This is a genomic window from Stenotrophomonas sp. AC248 (assembly GCF_979258185.1).
Window position 1 is genome coordinate 4,102,144 of record NZ_OZ409840.1, and the last position, 18,126, is coordinate 4,120,269.

At 67.4% G+C, this 18,126-nt stretch carries 12 protein-coding genes and 1 pseudogene; 4 read left to right on the top strand and 9 right to left on the bottom strand.

Annotation, left to right across the window (positions count from 1 at the left end):
* Positions 1-377: 377 nt before the first annotated feature.
* The 4 genes and pseudogenes from ACZ0AE_RS18405 to ACZ0AE_RS18420 form a co-directional block, all read right to left on the bottom strand.
* A complete protein-coding gene (locus ACZ0AE_RS18405; protein WP_038685821.1) occupies positions 378-737 on the bottom strand; it encodes a hypothetical protein in 360 nt (119 codons plus the stop codon).
* Between the two features lie 50 nt (positions 738-787).
* A pseudogene (locus ACZ0AE_RS18410) lies at positions 788-1,201 on the bottom strand (roadblock/LC7 domain-containing protein); the annotation flags it as partial.
* On the bottom strand, positions 1,194-1,742 hold the full coding sequence (locus ACZ0AE_RS18415) for a GTP-binding protein (RefSeq protein ID WP_463601836.1): 549 nt from the start codon (positions 1,740-1,742) through the stop codon (positions 1,194-1,196). The gene ACZ0AE_RS18415 and the pseudogene ACZ0AE_RS18410, both read right to left, overlap by 8 nt.
* 1 nt (position 1,743) lies before the next feature.
* A complete protein-coding gene (locus tag ACZ0AE_RS18420; RefSeq protein ID WP_463601837.1) occupies positions 1,744-2,700 on the bottom strand; it encodes a hypothetical protein in 957 nt (318 codons plus the stop codon).
* 315 nt (positions 2,701-3,015) lie between these two features.
* Between ACZ0AE_RS18420 and ACZ0AE_RS18425 the strand changes: the two genes are divergently transcribed.
* The gene (locus tag ACZ0AE_RS18425) at positions 3,016-3,906 is read left to right on the top strand and encodes a hypothetical protein (protein WP_463601838.1); all 891 of its coding nucleotides are present in this window, start codon (positions 3,016-3,018) and stop codon (positions 3,904-3,906) included.
* 168 nt (positions 3,907-4,074) lie between these two features.
* On the opposite strand, the gene ACZ0AE_RS18430 is transcribed toward ACZ0AE_RS18425, so the two are convergent.
* The 5 genes from ACZ0AE_RS18430 to ACZ0AE_RS18450 all read right to left on the bottom strand — a co-directional run bounded on the left by ACZ0AE_RS18430 (position 4,075) and on the right by ACZ0AE_RS18450 (position 10,151).
* Positions 4,075-6,300 carry an NADP-dependent isocitrate dehydrogenase gene (locus ACZ0AE_RS18430; RefSeq protein WP_463601839.1) on the bottom strand — a complete coding sequence of 742 codons (2,226 nt, stop codon included), beginning with the start codon at positions 6,298-6,300 and terminating at the stop codon, positions 4,075-4,077.
* 239 nt (positions 6,301-6,539) lie between these two features.
* Entirely contained in the window at positions 6,540-7,043 is a 504-nt protein-coding gene (locus tag ACZ0AE_RS18435; protein ID WP_038685817.1) for a hypothetical protein, read from the bottom strand.
* Between the two features lie 44 nt (positions 7,044-7,087).
* On the bottom strand, positions 7,088-7,381 hold the full coding sequence (locus ACZ0AE_RS18440; RefSeq protein ID WP_038685816.1) for a LysM peptidoglycan-binding domain-containing protein: 294 nt from the start codon (positions 7,379-7,381) through the stop codon (positions 7,088-7,090).
* Between the two features lie 464 nt (positions 7,382-7,845).
* Complete coding sequence (gene queF / locus ACZ0AE_RS18445; RefSeq protein ID WP_141057786.1) at positions 7,846-8,664, bottom strand: NADPH-dependent 7-cyano-7-deazaguanine reductase QueF; 819 nt, start codon at positions 8,662-8,664, stop codon at positions 7,846-7,848.
* Positions 8,665-8,819: 155 nt separating this feature from the next.
* A complete protein-coding gene (locus ACZ0AE_RS18450) occupies positions 8,820-10,151 on the bottom strand; it encodes an amidohydrolase (protein WP_463602114.1) in 1,332 nt (443 codons plus the stop codon).
* Between the two features lie 226 nt (positions 10,152-10,377).
* Here ACZ0AE_RS18450 and ACZ0AE_RS18455 point away from each other — a divergent pair, with 226 nt between their 5' ends.
* The 3 genes from ACZ0AE_RS18455 (at position 10,378) to ACZ0AE_RS18465 (ending at position 18,107) form a co-directional block, all read left to right on the top strand.
* On the top strand, positions 10,378-11,628 hold the full coding sequence (locus ACZ0AE_RS18455; RefSeq protein WP_463601840.1) for an efflux RND transporter periplasmic adaptor subunit: 1,251 nt from the start codon (positions 10,378-10,380) through the stop codon (positions 11,626-11,628).
* Positions 11,629-11,716: 88 nt separating this feature from the next.
* Positions 11,717-14,947 carry an efflux RND transporter permease subunit gene (locus ACZ0AE_RS18460; protein WP_038685812.1) on the top strand — a complete coding sequence of 1,077 codons (3,231 nt, stop codon included), beginning with the start codon at positions 11,717-11,719 and terminating at the stop codon, positions 14,945-14,947.
* Between the two features lie 34 nt (positions 14,948-14,981).
* Positions 14,982-18,107, top strand: a complete 3,126-nt coding sequence (locus ACZ0AE_RS18465; protein ID WP_463601841.1) for an efflux RND transporter permease subunit — start codon at positions 14,982-14,984, stop codon at positions 18,105-18,107.
* Positions 18,108-18,126 lie beyond the last annotated feature (19 nt).

Consider the following 18,126-nt stretch of genomic DNA (forward strand, 5'->3'; position numbering starts at 1 on the left):
GCAGCAGCCGGTAGGCTCCTGGTGCAAATGTCCCCCGGCCGCGAAGCGGCCTCCTCCTTTATTTTGCCCAGGAGCCTACCGGCTGCTACGGGGCTCGGCCTGCGGTAAGGAGGAAAAGCCAGGCTTTTCTGGCGCTGTCGGTGGGTCGGGCGCTGGGTCCCCATGCCCTTGGAGGCGAAATAAAGGAGGAGGGGGCGGCCGCAGGCCGACGCCGGGGGACATTCGCCGGAAAGGGCATGGGGGCCCAGCGCCCGATCCGCCGCCGGCTGTGTGCCGGGAGAGCATCAAGGCACGTTTCTGCTTGCCCCGCCTATGGGCGAAGAACCAAAAAAACGCCGCCGGCCGCCACCACGGCGCGGCCGACGGCGGAGGGAACCTTACAGCGCCAGTTCGGCTTCCACGTCCTGCACCTTGCGGCGTGCCAGGGCGAGGTTGGACTTGTTGCGGTCCAGGACCAGGTACAGGAACAGGCCCTTCTTGCGCGAGACCGGGCGCAGGATGTGGTACGCCTTGCCCAGCGAGATCAGGATGTCTTCGATGGTGTCGTTGAGATTGAGCGATGCGGCCGTCTTCATCTTGGCGCGAATCACCTCGGTGTTGCCTGCCGCCGCCACTTCCATGTCCATCCCCGAACCGGCCTCCCCCAGCAGCATGCCGCTTTCGTAATCGACCAGCGCCACCGCCTGCGCGCCATCGATGGTCATCAGCGCGTTCAAGGTATCGTCGAGTCCTGCCATGTTGCACCCCGTTGGTTGTCGAGCCCCGTGTTCCCCTGCGGATCGGCTCGTGATCCGCTGAGTTCGGCCATGATGTTGCGGCCACATTCCTTCGCACTCCACAGCACCTTGCCGATCACGCAGCGCGCGTCGCAGGCGGTCATCAGCAGCAGCGGCGCCGGCGTTGCAGGCAGGGCCAGCATCAGCACCTTGCCCTCGCCGGCTTCCAGCATCAGCACTTCCAGCTCCCCCAGCGCCAGCTCGCGGCCCACCGCAGCGGCCAGGGCCAGCATCGCGCTGGTCATCGCGGCCAGGCGCTCGCCATTGCCATGCGTGCCTGCCGCCGGCACCAGCGCGAAACCATCCACGCTGGCCAGCACCACGCTGCGCACCCCGTTGATGTCATCGGCAAAGCCCTGCAGGTGATGGCCCAGGCGCGCGCGCAAGGCCGGGTCGAGGCGGCGTGCATCGTGTCCATCAGCCATGCGCAGCCACCAGGGCACCGGCTTCCATTTCGCTCATCAGTACGTCCATCAGGCACAGCCCCTGTTCGCGATCGCGTGCATCCACCGGCACCACCGGCAGCCAGCGGCCCTGCTGGCCGGTGTGTGCCGCGCAGGCCTCCAGGTCGAACTGCGGGGCCAGATCCAGCCGCGACACACCGATCACCGCCGGCACCTGCGCAGCGTGCTGCCGCAACACCGCCAGGTACGCAGCCAGCTCGTCGGCCACGGTGTCGCGGGTGGCATCCAGCAGCAGCACCACGCCACTGGCCCCCTGCAGCAGGATCGGCCAGAGGAAATCGAACCGCTGCTGCCCGGGCGTGCCATACAGACGCAGGCGGTCGCCGTTGGGAAGGTCGATGTCGGCGTAGTCCATCGCCACCGTGGTCGATGCCTTGTCCGCGCCCTGGCGGTCGCTGTTGTGCACATCGGTGTTGATCACCGCCCCGGCAGCGATGGCGCGCACCAGCGTCGACTTTCCACACCCCATGCTGCCCAGCACCACGATCTTGTGTTCGCGCACGTCAGCCCCCGCTGCGCTGGCGCACGCTGCGCCACATCCGGGCCAGCAGGCCACCGGCATCGTTGCCGCCGATCAGCCGGCTGCCACCTGCCGGTGCCTCCAGCGCGGCGTAACCGCATAGATAGGCCGGATGCACGAAGGCGCGCACCGCGTCGCCCGAAATGTCCAGCAACGACGCACATTCGTCCACGCTGCAGGCCCGTTTCAGCAGCAGCGAACACAGCCGGAAGCTGTCGTGCTGGTGGCCCAGCACGCGGAAATCCGGCCAGCGCAACAGGCGCACCCGTGCGTGCTGTTGCAGGCGTACATCCAGGTCGTGCCAATGCGCCGGGTGCTGGCCCCAGTGCCACAACAGCGGGCGCAGCGACTGGCGCGGCAGCTCACAGGCCAGTTGCTGGTAACGCTTGGCGGCGATGCCATGCAGCGCCAGTTGTTCGAAATCATCGGAGAGCAGCTGCGCCAGCTCGGCATTGCCGCTGCCGTCAGGCACCACCATCTGGTCCTGCTCGAAATCCAGCAACAGCACCGGCAACCCATTCAAGGCCAGCACCGCATGCCCGTGCCGGGACTGCAGGCTTTCGCGCAGCGCGCGGGTGATCGCCTTGGCGCCGCGCGCCGCACAGGGCTCTTCGATCGGCACAACGGTCGGTGCGGCGGGCATCTGGCGCAGTGCGTGCTCGATGGCATGGTCGTCCAGCACCGCGTGCTCATCGCCCTGGCCATGACGCAGGCGGCCATCCTGGTCTTCGATCCAGAACTGGATCTTCGGCCGCTCGCGCACCATGCGCAGCGCGGCATTGCGCAGTGCCGGGGTGTCCTTGATCACCAACAGATCGCAGTCATCCAGATCACGGCAGCTGCGCACGGTGTCGGCCGGCAATGCCGCGGCCGAGCGCAGGCGCTGCAACAAGGCGTGCTCCCCCTGGATATCCGATCCGACCACCAGCACCCTGGCCATCGCCTTCCCCTGCGTTGTGAGAGATCACACTTACTGCAGAAAAGATCGTCGATAGGCTATGCCATCGATACCGGGGCTTAAGTGATGCATCGCACAGATTGAAGTGACGTTTCTGCACAGCCCGTGGGTGGCCAGACGTTGTGGCGACAAGGCAAGTTCCGTACCACTCGCGTTGACGCGGCCTTCATGCCCGCGCGCGCGCCTCGATGGACGTCTCAGTTCGGACGCGTGCGGAAGTCGCACGACGGGATGCGATAGAGTCGTTGCGTATCGGTGGGTCCAGCGGGCATGCAGGGAGGCAATGGAATGCGGGGCATGACACATGCAGGCGCCTGGTTCACCGGTGGGCTGGCGGTTCTGTTGATGGGTGTGGTGGCCTGGAGCATGCTGCACAGGCAGCCCGGCGCGCAGGCCGCAGCGACCCACATGCCCACGCCGCCGTCGCCGCGGCACGCGGCACTCTCTGCCCATGCCGTCGCCGCACTGCCGATGTCCGCCGCGTCCCTGGCACGCATGGCCGAAGAGGCCAACGCAGAACTGGTGCAGCTCAACATCGCGGCGCAGGCCGGTGACCGCCTGGCCCAGCGCACCCTGGCCGAACGGTACGAGCACTGCACGTTCGTCAACCTGGCGCGTGCGGACTATCTGCGTGGCGTGGAGCATCTGGCCGACGGGGCGTTCGACCCGACGGCGGGCCCGGCCATCATCGATGCCGGGCACCGCATCTTCGCCCGCTGCGGCGGCAAGGAGGGGCTGCACTATCCGCTCACCGCCACGAGGACGTTGCGCAGACAGGCAGCCGCCCAGGGCGACCTTGCATCGCAGGCGTGGCTGCATATGTCCACGCAGGCCCCCTTGGACAAGGCCGACTACCTGGAATTGATCGAACAGTCGATCGCCGCCGACGATCTGGACGCCCTGAACTACCTGGGTCAGATGGCCTACCGCTACGACGATGGCAGCCAACCGGTCTCGGGCGAGCTGGCCGGGTACGCGTTGCAGATTGCCGCGTGCCGGCGCGGCGCCGATTGCGTGGCCGGTGGCCCGCTGATGGATCAGTTCTGCCAGATGGGGTCGTGCGGCAGCGGCGACTACGAGCAGCTGGTTCGCAACGAGCTGCTGCAGTCCGGCCAGCTCGCGGGCCTCCATGCGGCCATTGAGCGGCTCATGCCGTTGTTCCCGGCGCCGGCGGCCACACGGCGGTAGTGCCGAGATGGGCAGCCACCCATGGGGTAGATCTACCCACCGGGGTGGTTGCGTGCGGTTGGATAGGGGCGGGGTGCCGGTGCGTCGGTGAGGGTCAACGAAGCCCAACAAAAAACCCGCGCCGAAGCGCGGGTTTCTGTCGATCACCGCAGGTGCGGCGTCGAGACCTTACAGCGCAGCCAGCGCGCTGTTGAAGGTGCTGCTCGGGCGCATCGCGGCCGAGGCCTTGGCCACGTCCGGACGGTAGTAGCCGCCGATGTCGACGGCCTTGCCCTGCACCGCAGCCAGCTCTTCGACGATCGCCTGCTCGTTGTCAGCCAGTGCCTTGGCCAGCGGGGCGAAGCGGGCCTTCAGCGCAGCGTCGTCGTCCTGCGCGGCCAGGGCCTGGGCCCAGTACAGCGCGATGTAGAAGTGGCTGCCGCGGTTGTCGATGCCACCCAGCTTGCGCGACGGCGACTTGTCGTTGTCCAGGAACTGGCCGTTGGCCTGGTCCAGGGTCTTGGCCAGCACCGTGGCGCCGGCGTTGTCGTAACGGTTGCCGAGGTGTTCCAGCGAGGCGGCCAGGGCCAGGAACTCGCCCAGCGAATCCCAGCGCAGGTAGTCCTCTTCCACGAACTGCTGCACGTGCTTGGGGGCCGACCCGCCGGCACCGGTCTCGAACAGGCCGCCACCGGCCATCAGCGGCACGATCGACAGCATCTTGGCGCTGGTGCCCAGCTCCATGATCGGGAACAGGTCGGTGAGGTAATCGCGCAGCACGTTGCCGGTCACCGAGATGGTGTCCTCGCCCTTGCGGATGCGGTCCAGCGAGAACGCCGTCGCTTCCACCGGGGTCAGGATGCGGATGTCCAGGCCGGTCGTGTCGTGGTCCTTCAGGTAGGTCTCCACCTTGGCGATCACCTGCGCGTCGTGCGCACGTGCGGCATCCAGCCAGAACACCGCCGGGGTGCTGCTCAGGCGGGCGCGGTTGACGGCCAGCTTCACCCAATCCTGGATCGGGGCATCCTTGGTCTGGCACATGCGCCAGATGTCACCGGTCTGCACGGCGTGTTCGAACACCACGGCGCCCGCCTCGTCGGTGACGCGCACGGTGCCGTCGGCCGGGATCTGGAAGGTCTTGTCGTGCGAGCCGTATTCCTCGGCCTTCTGCGCCATCAGGCCGACGTTGGGCACCGAGCCCATGGTGGCCGGATCGAACGCGCCGTGGGTGCGGCAATCGTCGATGACGGCCTGGTACACACCGGCATAGCAACGATCAGGGATGACGGCCTTGGTGTCCTGCAGCTTGCCGTCGGCATTCCACATGCCACCCGAATCGCGGATCATCGCCGGCATCGACGCATCGACGATGACGTCGCTGGGCACGTGCAGGTTGGTGATGCCCTTGTCCGAGTTGACCATCGCCAGGCCCGGGCGCTTGCCGTATTCGGCGGCCAGGTCGGCCTTGATGGTTTCCTGCAGCGCTTCAGGCAGCTGCGGCAGGCGCGCGTAAAGATCGCCGATGCCGTTGTTGGGATCGAAGCCGGCCTGCTTGAGCACGTCGGCGTGCTTGGCCAGCACGTCCTTGTAGAACTCTTCGACGACCACGCCGAACATGATCGGGTCGGAGACCTTCATCATGGTGGCCTTGAGGTGCAGCGAGAACAGCACGCCCTTGGCCTTGGCGTCTGCGATCTGTGCCTGTACGAAGCTGGCCAGCGCGTTGCGGCTCATCACGGCGGCATCGACGATCTCACCGGCCTTGACCGCGGTCTTTTCCTTCAGCACGACGGTGGTGCCATCGGCCTGCTGCAGTTCGATCTTCAGGCTGCCGGCGGTAGCCAGCGTGGCCGACTTTTCGCTGCCGTAGAAATCGCCGCCGTCCATGTGCGACACATGCGACTTGGACTCGGTGGACCACTTGCCCATGCGGTGCGGGTGCTTGCGCGCGTAGTTCTTCACCGACAGGGGCGCGCGGCGATCGGAGTTGCCTTCGCGCAGCACCGGGTTCACCGCGCTGCCCTTGACCTTGTCATAGCGCGCCTTGATGTCGCGCGAGACGTCGTCGGTGGGCACGTCCGGGTAGTTCGGCAGGGCAAAGCCCTGGTCCTGCAGTTCCTTGATGGCCGCCTTCAGCTGCGGCACCGAGGCGCTGATGTTGGGCAGCTTGATGATGTTGGCGTCCGGGGTGGTCGCCAGCTGGCCCAGTTCGGCCAGGTGGTCCACTTCCTTCTGCGCGTCCTTCAGGTAATCCGGGAACAGCGCCAGGATGCGGCCGGACAGCGAGATATCACGGGTTTCAACGGCAATGCCGGCGGTGGCGGTGTAGGCCTCGACGATCGGCAGCAGCGACTGGGTCGCCAGGAACGGGGCTTCATCGGTAAGCGTGTAGAGAATCTTGGGCGAACTGGACATGGGGGACGGAGGCTCTCTTGCGGATCTGATGAGTGACCGCGCCGGGTGGGGCGCGCTGCGGGAAACTCCCGCATTGTCGCGTTTTAAGCCCCCCGGAGCAAAGCCGGGCCATACGCGAACGTATTGGAACACTGTGGTGCGGCCAGCTTCGTATCATCTGAAACCAGCCCATAAAAAAGACGCAGCCTCGCGGCTGCGTCCATCGTGAGCCTGTTGCCGGGAGAGAGTCGGCTGGCGGCTTACTTGACCTCGAACTCTTGCGGCGTTCCTGCCGCCTTACCATCTACCGTGACTTCCGCGCGGTACTTGCCCGCCGGCCAGCCCTTGGCATTCTTGAAGGTGACGTTGGTGGTGTCGGCACCGGTGGTGTTGAGTGCCTGGTTCTGCTCACCGGCCACCTGCCCGTCCTGGAACGTCAGCTTGGCGGCCACGTTGGCGTTGTTGGCCGCGCCGTCAGTGCGTACCGAGACGATGATGTCGTCCTTCGGTGCGAACAGCGCCACCGTTGCCACGCTCTTGTCGGCGGCAGCGGTCTTGCCCACCGTCACGGCGGTCACGTTCACGCCGGCTGCCGCGGCCATCGGCTCGGGCGCCGCAGGCGTCATCGGTGCCGGTTCAGCCGGGGTCATCGCCGCCGGTTGTGCGTTGTTGTCGGCGGTGTCTTCTTTCTTCTTGCAGCCGGCCAATGCCACGGTGGCCAGCAGGGCAGCGAGAACGGCAGTACTGATGGATGTCTTCTTCATGTAATTCCTCCCTGGGAATTCAGTGGACTACAAGCAAGGGTGACTCAGGCTTTGGGCGGCAACTTGAGGGTCTGGCCGGGGAAAATCTTGTCCGGGTCCTCGAGTACGTCACGGTTGGCCTCGAAGATCTTCTTCCAGGCGTTGGCGTCGCCCAGTTCCTGCTTGGCGATCTTCGACAGCGAGTCGCCCTTCTGCACGGTGTAGGTGCCTCCTACCTTTTCGGCGGTGCTGTCCACCGAAGCGGTAACGCCGGAGAAATCCGCCTTTTCGACCTTCTGCGCGGTGCTGTCCACGCTGGAGGTGACACCGGAGAAATCGGCCTTCTTATCGGTACTCATCCACACACTCCCGTCTTCATTGACGACATGGAACGGACGGTGTCACAGCGGGTGTTAATAGGGCATGGCGTGGATGTGAAGACGCGCGGAACGGCGACGGGCGGCCACATTGCCGGGGGTAGAGCCACCCCATGGGTGGCTGCGCGTGGTGCCGGGTTCCGGGGTAGAGCCACCCCATGGGTGGCTGCGCGTGGTGCCGGGTTCCGATGGCGTGGATGTGAAGACGCGCGGAACGGCGACGGGCGGCCACATTGCCGGGGGTAGAGCCACCCCATGGGTGGCTGCGCGTGGTGCCGGGTTCCGGGGTAGAGCCACCCCATGGGTGGCTGCGCGTGGTGCCGGGTTCCGGAGGTAGAGCCACCCCATGGGTGGCTGCGCGCGGTGCCGGGTTCCGGAGGTAGAGCCACCCCATGGGTGGCTGCGCGTGGTTCCGGGGTTCCGGGGCAGCGACCCGTGGGGTCGCTCTACTGGCGCAGGTCGCGGACGGTGCGGGCCGGCAGTTCGATGCCCGGGCTGGCCCGCCACGGGTTGATGTCCAGCCCGCCGCGGCGGGTGTAACGCGCTTCCACTTCCAGCCACTGCGGTGCGCAGCGCTGGGTGATTTCGCTGAAGATCCGCTCCACGCACTGCTCGTGGAATTCGGCGTGCTCGCGGTAGCTGACCAGATACTTCAGCAGCCCCTCGCGGTCGATCTGCGGCCCGTGGTAGCGGATACTCACACTGGCCCAGTCCGGCTGCCCCGTTACCGGGCAGTTGGACTTCAGCAGCGCCGAACTCAACGTCTCGGTCACCACCTGCGCGGCGTCGGCCGACAGGAATTCCGGCGCGGGCGGCCCGTAACGCTCGATCGCCACATCCAGCTCGTCCAGCGACTCGCCCTCGGCCTCCTCGACCAGCATCGGCACCCCGAACCGCACCGTCACCACCGCCCCGGCGCACCCGGACAGATCGGCGGTGATCCGCAGCCGCGCCGCCTCGTCATCGTCGAAGCGCGTGCTGTTGAGCGAATTGAGGTACAGCTTGAACGACTTGGATTCGATCAGATTGGGCGACGTGCACGGCACGCTGACCGTGGCCACCGCCACGCGCGGCTTGCCGCGCCGGTCCAGCCAGCTCAGCTCATAGGCCTGCCAACGGTCATGACCGACGAACGGCAGCGCCGCCTCGTCCAGACCGATCTCTTCACGCGCGCCACGGCGCGGAATGGGAAACAGCAGCGCGGAATCGTACTGCGACGGGTAAGCAACCTCGCGACCGAGGCTGGAGTCCTGGGGGGTATTCATCGCCCCATTTTACGCCGGGAGGGGCGCGGCGTCTGGCGACGAACGCGGAAGGCCATGGCGACCGGGGGCATTGCGCCCCCAGGCGGCGGGAGGGCCGGAACCCGCTCGCCCGTGCCGGTTTTCGCCCCGGCCAGCGGCCGGGGCCTACCGTCGTTTTACCCCGCCGCAGGCGCCGGCGCCGCTGTCCCGTTGAGATAATCCAGGCTCACCTGCAGCAACGCCCGCAAGCCCACGTCCAGCGCCTTCTCATCCAGCAGGAACTTCGGCGAGTGGTTGGCCGGCGCCGTGGCCGGATCGATCCCCTCGCTCGTCGACCCCACGAAGAAGAACAGCCCCGGTACCTCCTTGGCGTACAGCGAAAAGTCCTCCGCCCCCATCTGCAGCGGCGGCTCGTACACATTGTCCTTGCCCACCACCGCCTGCAGGCTCGGCAGCATCCGCGCCGTCAGCGCCGGGTCGTTCACCGTCGCCGGATTGCCCTCGGACTCGTAGATCTCCGTCACCGCCTTGGCCCCGTGCGCCGCCGCCGCGTGCTCGGCCACGTTGCGCAGGTCCGCGAAAATCTGCTGCCGCATCCCCTCGTCGAACGTCCGGATCGTGCCCACCATCTCCACCTCGTCGGGAATGATGTTGTAGCGGATACCGCCCTTGATCGCCCCGAATGTCAGCACTGCCGGCTGCTTGGACAGATTCGCCCGCCGGCTCACGATCGTCTGCGCCGTCCCCACCAGATCGGCCGTCGCCACGATCGGGTCCACCCCGTTCCACGGCGCCGACCCGTGCGTCTGCCGCCCGATCACCTTGATTCCGAACCGGTCCGAGGCGGCCATCAACGGCCCCCCGCGCACCGCGATCTGCCCGGCCGGCACGCTCGAGAACACATGCAGCCCGAACACCGCCTCCGGCTTGAAGTCGGCAAACAGACCCTCCTTCAGCATCAACGCCGCACCGCCCTCTTCTGGCGGCGGCGCCCCTTCTTCAGAGGGCTGGAAGATCAGCATCACCTCGCCCGGCAGGTTCGCCTGCATCTTCACCAGCGCGTCGGCCACCCCCAGCAGCGTGGCCGTATGCGCATCGTGCCCGCAGGCGTGCATCACCCCCACCGGCTCGCCGCGGTAGGTACTGGTGGCCTTGGACGCAAACGGCAGCCCGGTCTGCTCGGTCACCGGCAGGGCGTCCATGTCCGCGCGCAGCGCGATCCGCGGGCCCGGCTTGCCACCCTTGATGATCGCCACCACGCCATGGTGGGCAATCCCGGTTTTGGGCTTCAGCCCCATCGCGCGCAACTGCTCGGCCACCTTGGCCGACGTGCGCTCCTCGCGGTTGGACAGCTCCGGGTGCTGGTGGAAATCGCGCCGCCAGTCGACCACCTTGGCCTTCAGCCGGGTGGCCGCCGCCGTCACTTCCGGGCGCTCGGCGGGGGTAGCCGCGGCCAGCGCGGGGCAGGCAAGCAGCAGGGCGGACAGCAGCAGCGACAGACGAGGCATTGCACATCTCCACGGACGAACAGGACGGTCGAACCTGAATGTAGGGCATCGGCGCACTTGCTGCTGTAACTTTCTGCCCCCGCAGGCGTTCATTCATGGAACCCGGCCGGTCACATCCGGTCTGATCGCCCGTCCCATCCGTCATGCATGAAAGCTCCCGGGCGACGGGTATGCTTTGCACCAGCCATTTGGGCCCTGCCCTCCGCCAGCCTCAGGAGTTAGTTGAATGTCGCGTTTCTGGAAGATCGTGCTGCTGGTGGTCGCAGTGCTGGTGGTGGGGTTCATCGGGGTGCGCATGCTCGGCGGTGGCAAGCCCAAGGGCGACGCGGCGACCAATGCGGCTGGCGCCGGCCAGGAGGGGCAGGAGCGCAACGCCGGTCCCGTGCCGGTCACCGTGGTCGAAGCAGCCCGCCAGGACGTGCCGGTGTACGCCAGCGCGCTGGGCACCGTGGCGGCGATGAACACCGTCACCGTTAGCCCGCAGGTGGGCGGCCAGCTCATCAGCATCAACTTCAAGGAAGGCCAGGAAGTGCAGAAGGGCGACCTGCTCGCGCAGATCGACCCGCGTACCCTGCAGGCCAGCTTCGATGAAGCCGCCGCGGCCAAGCGCCAGAACCAGGCGCAGCTGGCCACCGCACGTTCCAACTACCAGCGCTCCAATTCGCCGGAGTACCGCCAGTACGTGGCCAAGACCGACCTGGACACCCAGCGCAACCAGGTGGCCCAGTTTGAAAGCGCGGTCGCCGCCAACGACGCCAGCATGCGCGCCGCCCAGGTGCAGCTGCAGTACACCAAGGTCACCGCCCCGATCTCCGGCATTGCCGGCATCCGCGCGGTGGACGCCGGCAACATCGTCAGCGCCGGCACCGCGCTGGTCACCCTGACCCAGATCCACCCCATCCACGTGGTCTTCAACCTGCCCGAGCGCCAGCTGCCCGACGTGCGCCAGGCCCAGAAGGCCGGCCCGGTCACCATCGCCGCGCTCGACCGCAACGATTCCCACGTGCTCACAGACGGCGGCACCCTGGACGTGGTGGACAACCAGATCAGCAGCGACAGCGGCACCTTCCGCGCCCGTGCGCTGTTCAACAACAGCGACAACAGCCTGTGGCCCGGCCAGTTCGTGAACGTGCGCATGCAGCTGCGCACGATCGGCGGCGGCGTGGTCATTCCGACCCAGGCAGTGATGCGCGGCCCGGACGGCGAGTACGTCTACATCGTCAAGCCCGACAGCACCGTGGCCATGCAGACGGTCAAGAGCGGCGTGGAAGTGGGCGACAGCAACGTGCAGATCACCGAGGGCCTCAAGGGCGGCGAGCGCGTGGTCAGCGAAGGCCAGTTCCGGCTCAAGCCGGGCAGCAAGGTCACCGCGCTCAAGCCGGGTGAAACCCCGGCGCCGCCGACCGACGCCGAGCTCAAGGCCGCCGCCCAGCAGGACAAGGGCGGTGGTGGCCGCCGCGGTGGCGGTCCGCGCTGAGCGCGCCTGCCTGACGTTCCCGACGCCGGCCGGCTGGCCGACGTCTGCCCGCTTCAACGCCGCATGACGTAACAGCAAGGATCCGCCCGTGGGCTTTTCGACGATCTTCATCCGCCGCCCGATCGCCACCTCGCTGTTGATGGCGGGCCTGCTGCTGCTCGGTATCCTCGGCTACCGCCAGCTGCCGGTGTCGGCGCTGCCGGAGATCGACGCGCCCAGCCTGGTGGTGACCACCCAGTACCCGGGTGCCAACGCCACCACCATGGCCTCGCTGGTGACCACCCCGCTGGAACGCCAGTTCGGGCAGATCTCCGGGCTGGAGATCATGACCTCCGATTCGTCGGCCGGCCTGTCCACGATCATCCTGCAGTTCTCGATGGACCGCGATATCGATATCGCCGCCCAGGACGTGCAGGCCGCGATCCGCCAGGCCACGCTGCCCTCCTCGCTGCCCTACCAGCCGGTCTACAACCGGGTGAACCCGGCCGACGCGGCCATCGTCACCCTCAAGCTCACCTCCGACACGCGCCCGCTGCGCGAGGTCAACAACTACGCCGACTCGATCCTGGCCCAGCGCCTGTCGCAGGTGCAGGGCGTGGGCCTGGTGTCCATCGCCGGCAACGTGCGCCCGGCCGTGCGCATCCAGGTCAACCCGGCGCAGCTGTCCAACATGGGCCTGACCCTGGAAGAACTGCGCAGCGCGCTGACCCAGGCCAACGTCAACGCGCCCAAGGGCTCGCTCAACGGCAAGACCCAGTCCTATTCGATCGGCACCAACGACCAGCTGACCAGCGCCGCCGAGTACCGCGACACCATCATCAGCTACAAGAACGGACGCCCGGTGCGGCTGTCGGATGTGGCCAACGTGGTCGATGGCGTGGAGAACGACCAGCTGGCCGCGTGGGCCGATGGCAAGCCGGCGGTGCTGCTGGAAGTGCGCCGCCAGCCCGGCGCCAACATCGTGCAGACCGTCGAGCGCATCCGCGCGCTGATCCCGCAGCTGCAGAACGTGCTGCCGGCCGACGTGCACCTGGAGATCTTCTCCGACCGTACCGAGACCATCCGCGCTTCGGTGCATGAAGTGCAGTTCACCCTGATCCTCACCATCTGCCTGGTGGTGGCGGTGATCTTCGTGTTCCTGCGCCGGCTGTGGGCCACCATCATTCCCTCGGTGGCGGTGCCGCTGTCGCTGGCCGGCACCTTCGGGGTGATGGCCTTTGCCGGGATGTCGCTGGACAACCTGTCGCTGATGGCGCTGGTGGTGGCCACCGGCTTCGTGGTCGACGATGCGATCGTGATGATCGAAAACATCGTGCGCTACATCGAGCAGGGCAAGAGCGGCCCGGAAGCGGCCGAGATCGGCGCGCGCCAGATCGGCTTCACCGTGCTGTCGCTGACCATCTCGCTGGTGGCGGTGTTCCTGCCGCTGCTGCTGATGCCCGGCGTGACCGGCCGCCTGTTCCACGAGTTCGCCTGGGTGCTGAGCATCGCGGTGACCTTGTCGATGCTGATCTCGCTGACCCTCACCCCGATGATGTGCGCCTACCTGCTCAAGCCCGACGCGCTGCCCGAAGGCGAAGACGCCCACGAGCGCGCCGCGGCGGCCGGCAAGGAAAACCTGTGGACGCGCACCGTGGGCGCCTACGAGCGCAGCCTGGACTGGGTGCTGGACCACCAGCGCATGACCCTGGCGGTGGCCGCCGGTGCGTTGGTGCTCACCGTGGTGCTGTACGTGGTGATCCCCAAGGGCCTGCTGCCCGAGCAGGACACCGGCCTGATCACCGGCGTGGTCCAGGCCGACCAGAACATCGCCTTCCCGCAGATGGAACTGCGCACCAAGGCGGTCGCCGAGGCGCTGCGCAAGGACCCGGCCGTGACCGGCGTGTCGGCCTTCATCGGCGCCGGCAGCATGAACCCCACCCTCAACCAGGGCCAGCTGTCGATCGTGCTCAAGGAGCGCGGCGACCGCGACGGGCTGGATGAGATCCTGCCGCGCCTGCAGCAGGCCGTGGCCGGCATTCCCGGCGTGGCGCTGTACCTCAAGCCGGTGCAGGACGTCACCCTGGACACCCGCGTGGCCGCCACCGAGTACCAGTACTCGCTGTCGGACGTGGACAGCGCGCAGGTCGCGCTGCAGGCCACCCGCCTGACCGAAGCGCTGCGCCAGCGCCCGGAACTGGCCGACGTCGACAACAACCTGTCCAACCAGGGGCGCGCGCTGGAACTGACCATCGACCGCGACAAGGCCAGCGTGCTGGGCGTGCCGATGCAGACCATCGACGACACCCTGTACGACGCGTTCGGCCAGCGCCAGATCTCGACCATCTTCACCGAACTCAACCAGTACCGCGTGGTGCTGGAAGTGGCCCCGGAGTTCCGCACCAGCACCGCGCTGATGAACCAGCTGGCGGTGGCCTCCAACGGCGCCGGCGCACTGACCGGCAGCAACGCCACCAACTTCGGCCAGGTCACCTCGTCCAACTCGTCCACCGCCACCGGCATCGGTGCGCAGAACACCGGCATTCCGGTGGGCGCGGGCAACATCATCCCGCTGGCGGCGCTGGCCGAGGGCAAGATCACCAGCACCCCGCTGGTGGTGAGCCACCAGCAGCAGCTGCCGGCGGTGACGGTGTCGTTCAACATCGCCCCGGGCTATTCGCTGTCCGATGCGGTCAAGGCCATCGAAGAAACCAAGGACGGCCTGGACATGCCCTCGCAGGTGCATGCGCAGTTCATCGGCAAGGCCGCCGAATTCACCGGCAGCCAGACCGACGTGGTGTGGCTGCTGCTGGCCTCGCTGGTGCTGATCTACATCGTGCTGGGCGTGCTGTATGAAAGTTACATCCACCCCTTCACCATCATCTCGACGCTGCCCCCGGCCGGCGTGGGTGCGCTGCTGGCGCTGATGGTGTGCGGGCTGCCGCTGTCGGTGGACGGCATCGTCGGCATCGTGCTGCTGATCGGCATCGTCAAGAAGAACGGCATCATGATGGTGGACTTCGCCATCGAAGCGCGCCGCGCCGGTGCCAACGCGCACGACGCGATCCGCCGCGCCTGCCTGCTGCGCTTCCGCCCGATCATGATGACCACCGCCGCGGCCATGCTCGGTGCACTGCCGCTGGCGCTGGGCACCGGCATCGGCTCGGAACTGCGCCGCCCGCTGGGCATTGCCATCGTCGGCGGCCTGCTGCTGTCGCAGCTGGTCACCCTGTACACCACGCCGGTGATCTACCTGTACATGGAACGCTTCTCCGAGTGGATGCGCGAACGCCGCGAGCAGCGCGCGCTGCGCCACGCCAGCGCCCAGGACCGCGCATGAGCACGCCGTACCTGCGCGCCCCGGGGGCAGCGGCATGAATATTTCCGGGCCCTTCATCCGCCGCCCGATCGGCACCGCGCTGCTGGCCATCGGCCTGTTCGTGGTCGGCCTGTTCTGCTACCTGAAACTGGGCGTGTCGGCGCTGCCGAACATCCAGATTCCGGTGATCTTCGTGCACGCCAGTCAGTCCGGCGCGGACGCCACCACCATGGCCTCCACGGTCACCGCGCCGCTGGAACGCCACCTGGGCCAGCTGCCCGGCATGGACCAGATGCGCTCGTCCAGTTCCGAAGGCAGCTCGCTGGTCTTCATGATCTTCCAGAGCGGGGTCGACATCGATTCGGCCGCGCTGGACGTGCAGACCGCGATCAATTCGGCCCAGGCCGATCTGCCGTCCGGGCTCGGTTCGCCGATGTTCCAAAAGGCCAACCCGAACGACGACCCGGTGATCGCCATCGCGCTCACCTCGCAGACGCAGTCGGCCGACGAGCTGTACAACGTGGCCGACTCGCTGCTGGCCCAGCGCATCCGCCAGATCAGCGGTGTGTCCTCGGTGGATATCGCCGGTGCCTCCACGCCGGCGGTGCGGGTGGATGTGAACCTGCGCCTGCTCAACGCACTCAACCTCACCCCCGATGACCTGCGCAACGCGGTGCGCGCGGCCAACGTGACCTCGCCCACCGGCTTCCTCACCGACGGCAACACCACCACCGCGATCATCGCCAACGACTCGGTGGCGCGCGCGGCCGACTTCGCCAACCTAGTCATCAAGACCCAGGATGACGGCCGGGTGATCCGCCTCAAGGACGTGGCCAACGTCTACGACGGCCAGCAGGACGCCTACCAGGCCGCGTGGTTCGACCACAAACCGGCGGTGGTGATGTATGTATTCACCCGCGCCGGCGCCAACATCGTGGAGACCGTGGACCGGGTCAAGGCGCAGATCCCGATGCTGCGCGACTACCTGCAGCCGGGCACGGTGATGACCCCGTACTTCGACCGCACCCCGACCATCCGCTCGTCGCTGCACGAAGTGCAGATCACCCTGCTGATCAGCCTGGCCATGGTGATTCTGACCATGGCGCTGTTCCTGCGCCGGCTGGCACCGACCCTGATCGCGGCGGTCACCGTGCCGCTGTCGCTGGCCGGTGCGGCGCTGGTGATGTACGTGTTCGGCTTCACCCTGAACAACCTGAGCCTGCTCGCGCTGGTGATCGCGATCGGGTTCGTGGTCGACGATGCGATCGTGGTGATCGAGAACGTCATGCGCCATCTCGACGAAGGCATGCCCCGCATGCAGGCCGCGCTGACCGGCGCGCGCGAGATCGGCTTCACCATCGTCTCCATCACCGCCTCGCTGGTGGCCGTGTTCATCCCGCTGCTGTTCGCCAGCGGCATGGTCGGTGCGTTCTTCCGCGAGTTCACCATCACCCTGGTGGCGGCGATCGTGGTGTCGATGATCGTCTCGCTCACGCTCACCCCGGCCCTGTGCAGCCGCTTCCTGAGCGCGCACGCCGAACCGGAGAAGCCCTCGCGGATCGGCCGCTTCCTGGATGCCACGCACGACCGCATGCTGCGCGTGTACACGGTCTGCCTGGACTTCTCGCTGCGCCACGCCCTGCTGCTGTCGCTCACCCCGATCCTGCTGATCGTGGCCACGGTGATGCTGGGCGGGGCGGTCAAGAAGGGCTCGTTCCCGGCCCAGGACACCGGCCTGATCTGGGGCCGCGCCAACTCCAGCGCCACGGTGTCCTTCGAGGACATGGTCAACCGCCAGCGCCGCATCACCGACATGCTGATGGCCGACCCGGCGGTGAAGACCGTGGGCGTGCGCCTGGGCAGTGGTCGCCAGGGCTCCAGCGCGCAGTTCAACGTGCAGCTGAAAACCCGCAAGGAAGGCCGCAAGGAAACCACCGCGCTGGCCCTGGCACGGCTGAGCGCCAAGGCCGACCGCTACCCCGACCTGCAGCTGCGCCTGCGCGCGATCCAGGATCTGCCCAGCGATGGCGGCGGCGGTAACAGCCAGGGCGCGCAGTACCGGGTCTCGCTGCAGGGCAACGACCTGGCCCAGCTGCAGGAATGGCTGCCCAAGGTGCAGGCCGCGCTGAAGAAGAACCCGAAGCTGCGTGACGTGGGCACCGACGTGGACACCGCCGGACTGCGCCAGAACGTGGTGATCGACCGTGCCAAGGCCGCACGCCTGGGCGTGTCGGTGGGTGCGATCGACGGCGCGCTGTACGGCGCGTTCGGCCAGCGCCAGATCTCCACCATCTACTCGGACATCAACCAGTACAGCGTGGTGGTCAACGCACTGCCCGAACAGACCGCCACCCCGCGTGCGCTGGATGAGATCTACGTGCGTGCCGGCAACGGCGAGATGATCCCGCTGACCGCCGTGGCGCATCAGGTGCCCGGGCTGGCACCGCCGCAGATCACCCACGAAAACCAGTACACCACGATGGACCTGAGCTACAACCTGGCGCCGGGCGTGAGCACCGGCGAAGGCGAGGCGATCATCAAGTCCACCGTGGACGGCCTGCGCCTGCCCGGTGACATCCGCATCAGCGATGGCGGCGGCTTCAACGTGCAGCTCAACCCGAACTCGATGCTGATCCTGGTACTGGCCGCCATCATCACCGTGTACCTGGTGCTGGGCATGCTGTACGAAAGCCTGGTGCACCCGGTGACGATCCTGTCCACGCTGCCGGCCGCGGGCGTCGGCGCGCTGCTGGCGTTGTTCGTGACCAACACCGAACTGTCGGTGATCTCGATGATCGCGCTGGTGCTGTTGATCGGCATCGTCAAGAAGAACGCGATCATGATGATCGACTTCGCGGTGGTGGCCCAGCGCGAGCACGGCAAGAGCCCCCGCGATGCGGTGCGTGAGGCCAGCATCGTGCGCTTCCGCCCGATCATGATGACCACCATGGTGGCGATCCTGGCGGCGGTGCCGCTGGCCATCGGCCTGGGCGAAGGCTCCGAACTGCGCCGCCCGCTGGGCATCGCGATGATCGGCGGCCTGCTGTTCTCGCAGAGCCTGACCCTGCTGAGCACGCCGGCGCTGTACGTGATCTTCTCGTGCCTGCGCGAACGCTGGGTCAACCGCCGCGCCCGCCGCCGCGAGCGGCGTGCAGTGAAGCGCAGCGCCATCGCCCGGTAGGTACCGACCGTTGGTCGGT

Excerpts from the sequence above, each read along its gene's own strand:
- ACZ0AE_RS18455 (WP_463601840.1), top strand. The coding sequence starts at position 10,378 with ATGTCGCGTTTCTGGAAGATCGTGCTGCTGGTGGTCGCAGTGCTGGTG.
- ACZ0AE_RS18440 (WP_038685816.1), bottom strand. The coding sequence starts at position 7,381 with ATGAGTACCGATAAGAAGGCCGATTTCTCCGGTGTCACCTCCAGCGTG.
- ACZ0AE_RS18405 (WP_038685821.1), bottom strand. The coding sequence starts at position 737 with ATGGCAGGACTCGACGATACCTTGAACGCGCTGATGACCATCGATGGC.
- ACZ0AE_RS18420 (WP_463601837.1), bottom strand. The coding sequence starts at position 2,700 with ATGGCCAGGGTGCTGGTGGTCGGATCGGATATCCAGGGGGAGCACGCC.
- ACZ0AE_RS18435 (WP_038685817.1), bottom strand. The coding sequence starts at position 7,043 with ATGAAGAAGACATCCATCAGTACTGCCGTTCTCGCTGCCCTGCTGGCC.
- ACZ0AE_RS18425 (WP_463601838.1), top strand. The coding sequence starts at position 3,016 with ATGACACATGCAGGCGCCTGGTTCACCGGTGGGCTGGCGGTTCTGTTG.
- ACZ0AE_RS18430 (WP_463601839.1), bottom strand. The coding sequence starts at position 6,300 with ATGTCCAGTTCGCCCAAGATTCTCTACACGCTTACCGATGAAGCCCCG.
- queF (WP_141057786.1), bottom strand. The coding sequence starts at position 8,664 with ATGAATACCCCCCAGGACTCCAGCCTCGGTCGCGAGGTTGCTTACCCG.
- ACZ0AE_RS18450 (WP_463602114.1), bottom strand. The coding sequence starts at position 10,151 with ATGCCTCGTCTGTCGCTGCTGCTGTCCGCCCTGCTGCTTGCCTGCCCC.
- ACZ0AE_RS18465 (WP_463601841.1), top strand. The coding sequence starts at position 14,982 with ATGAATATTTCCGGGCCCTTCATCCGCCGCCCGATCGGCACCGCGCTG.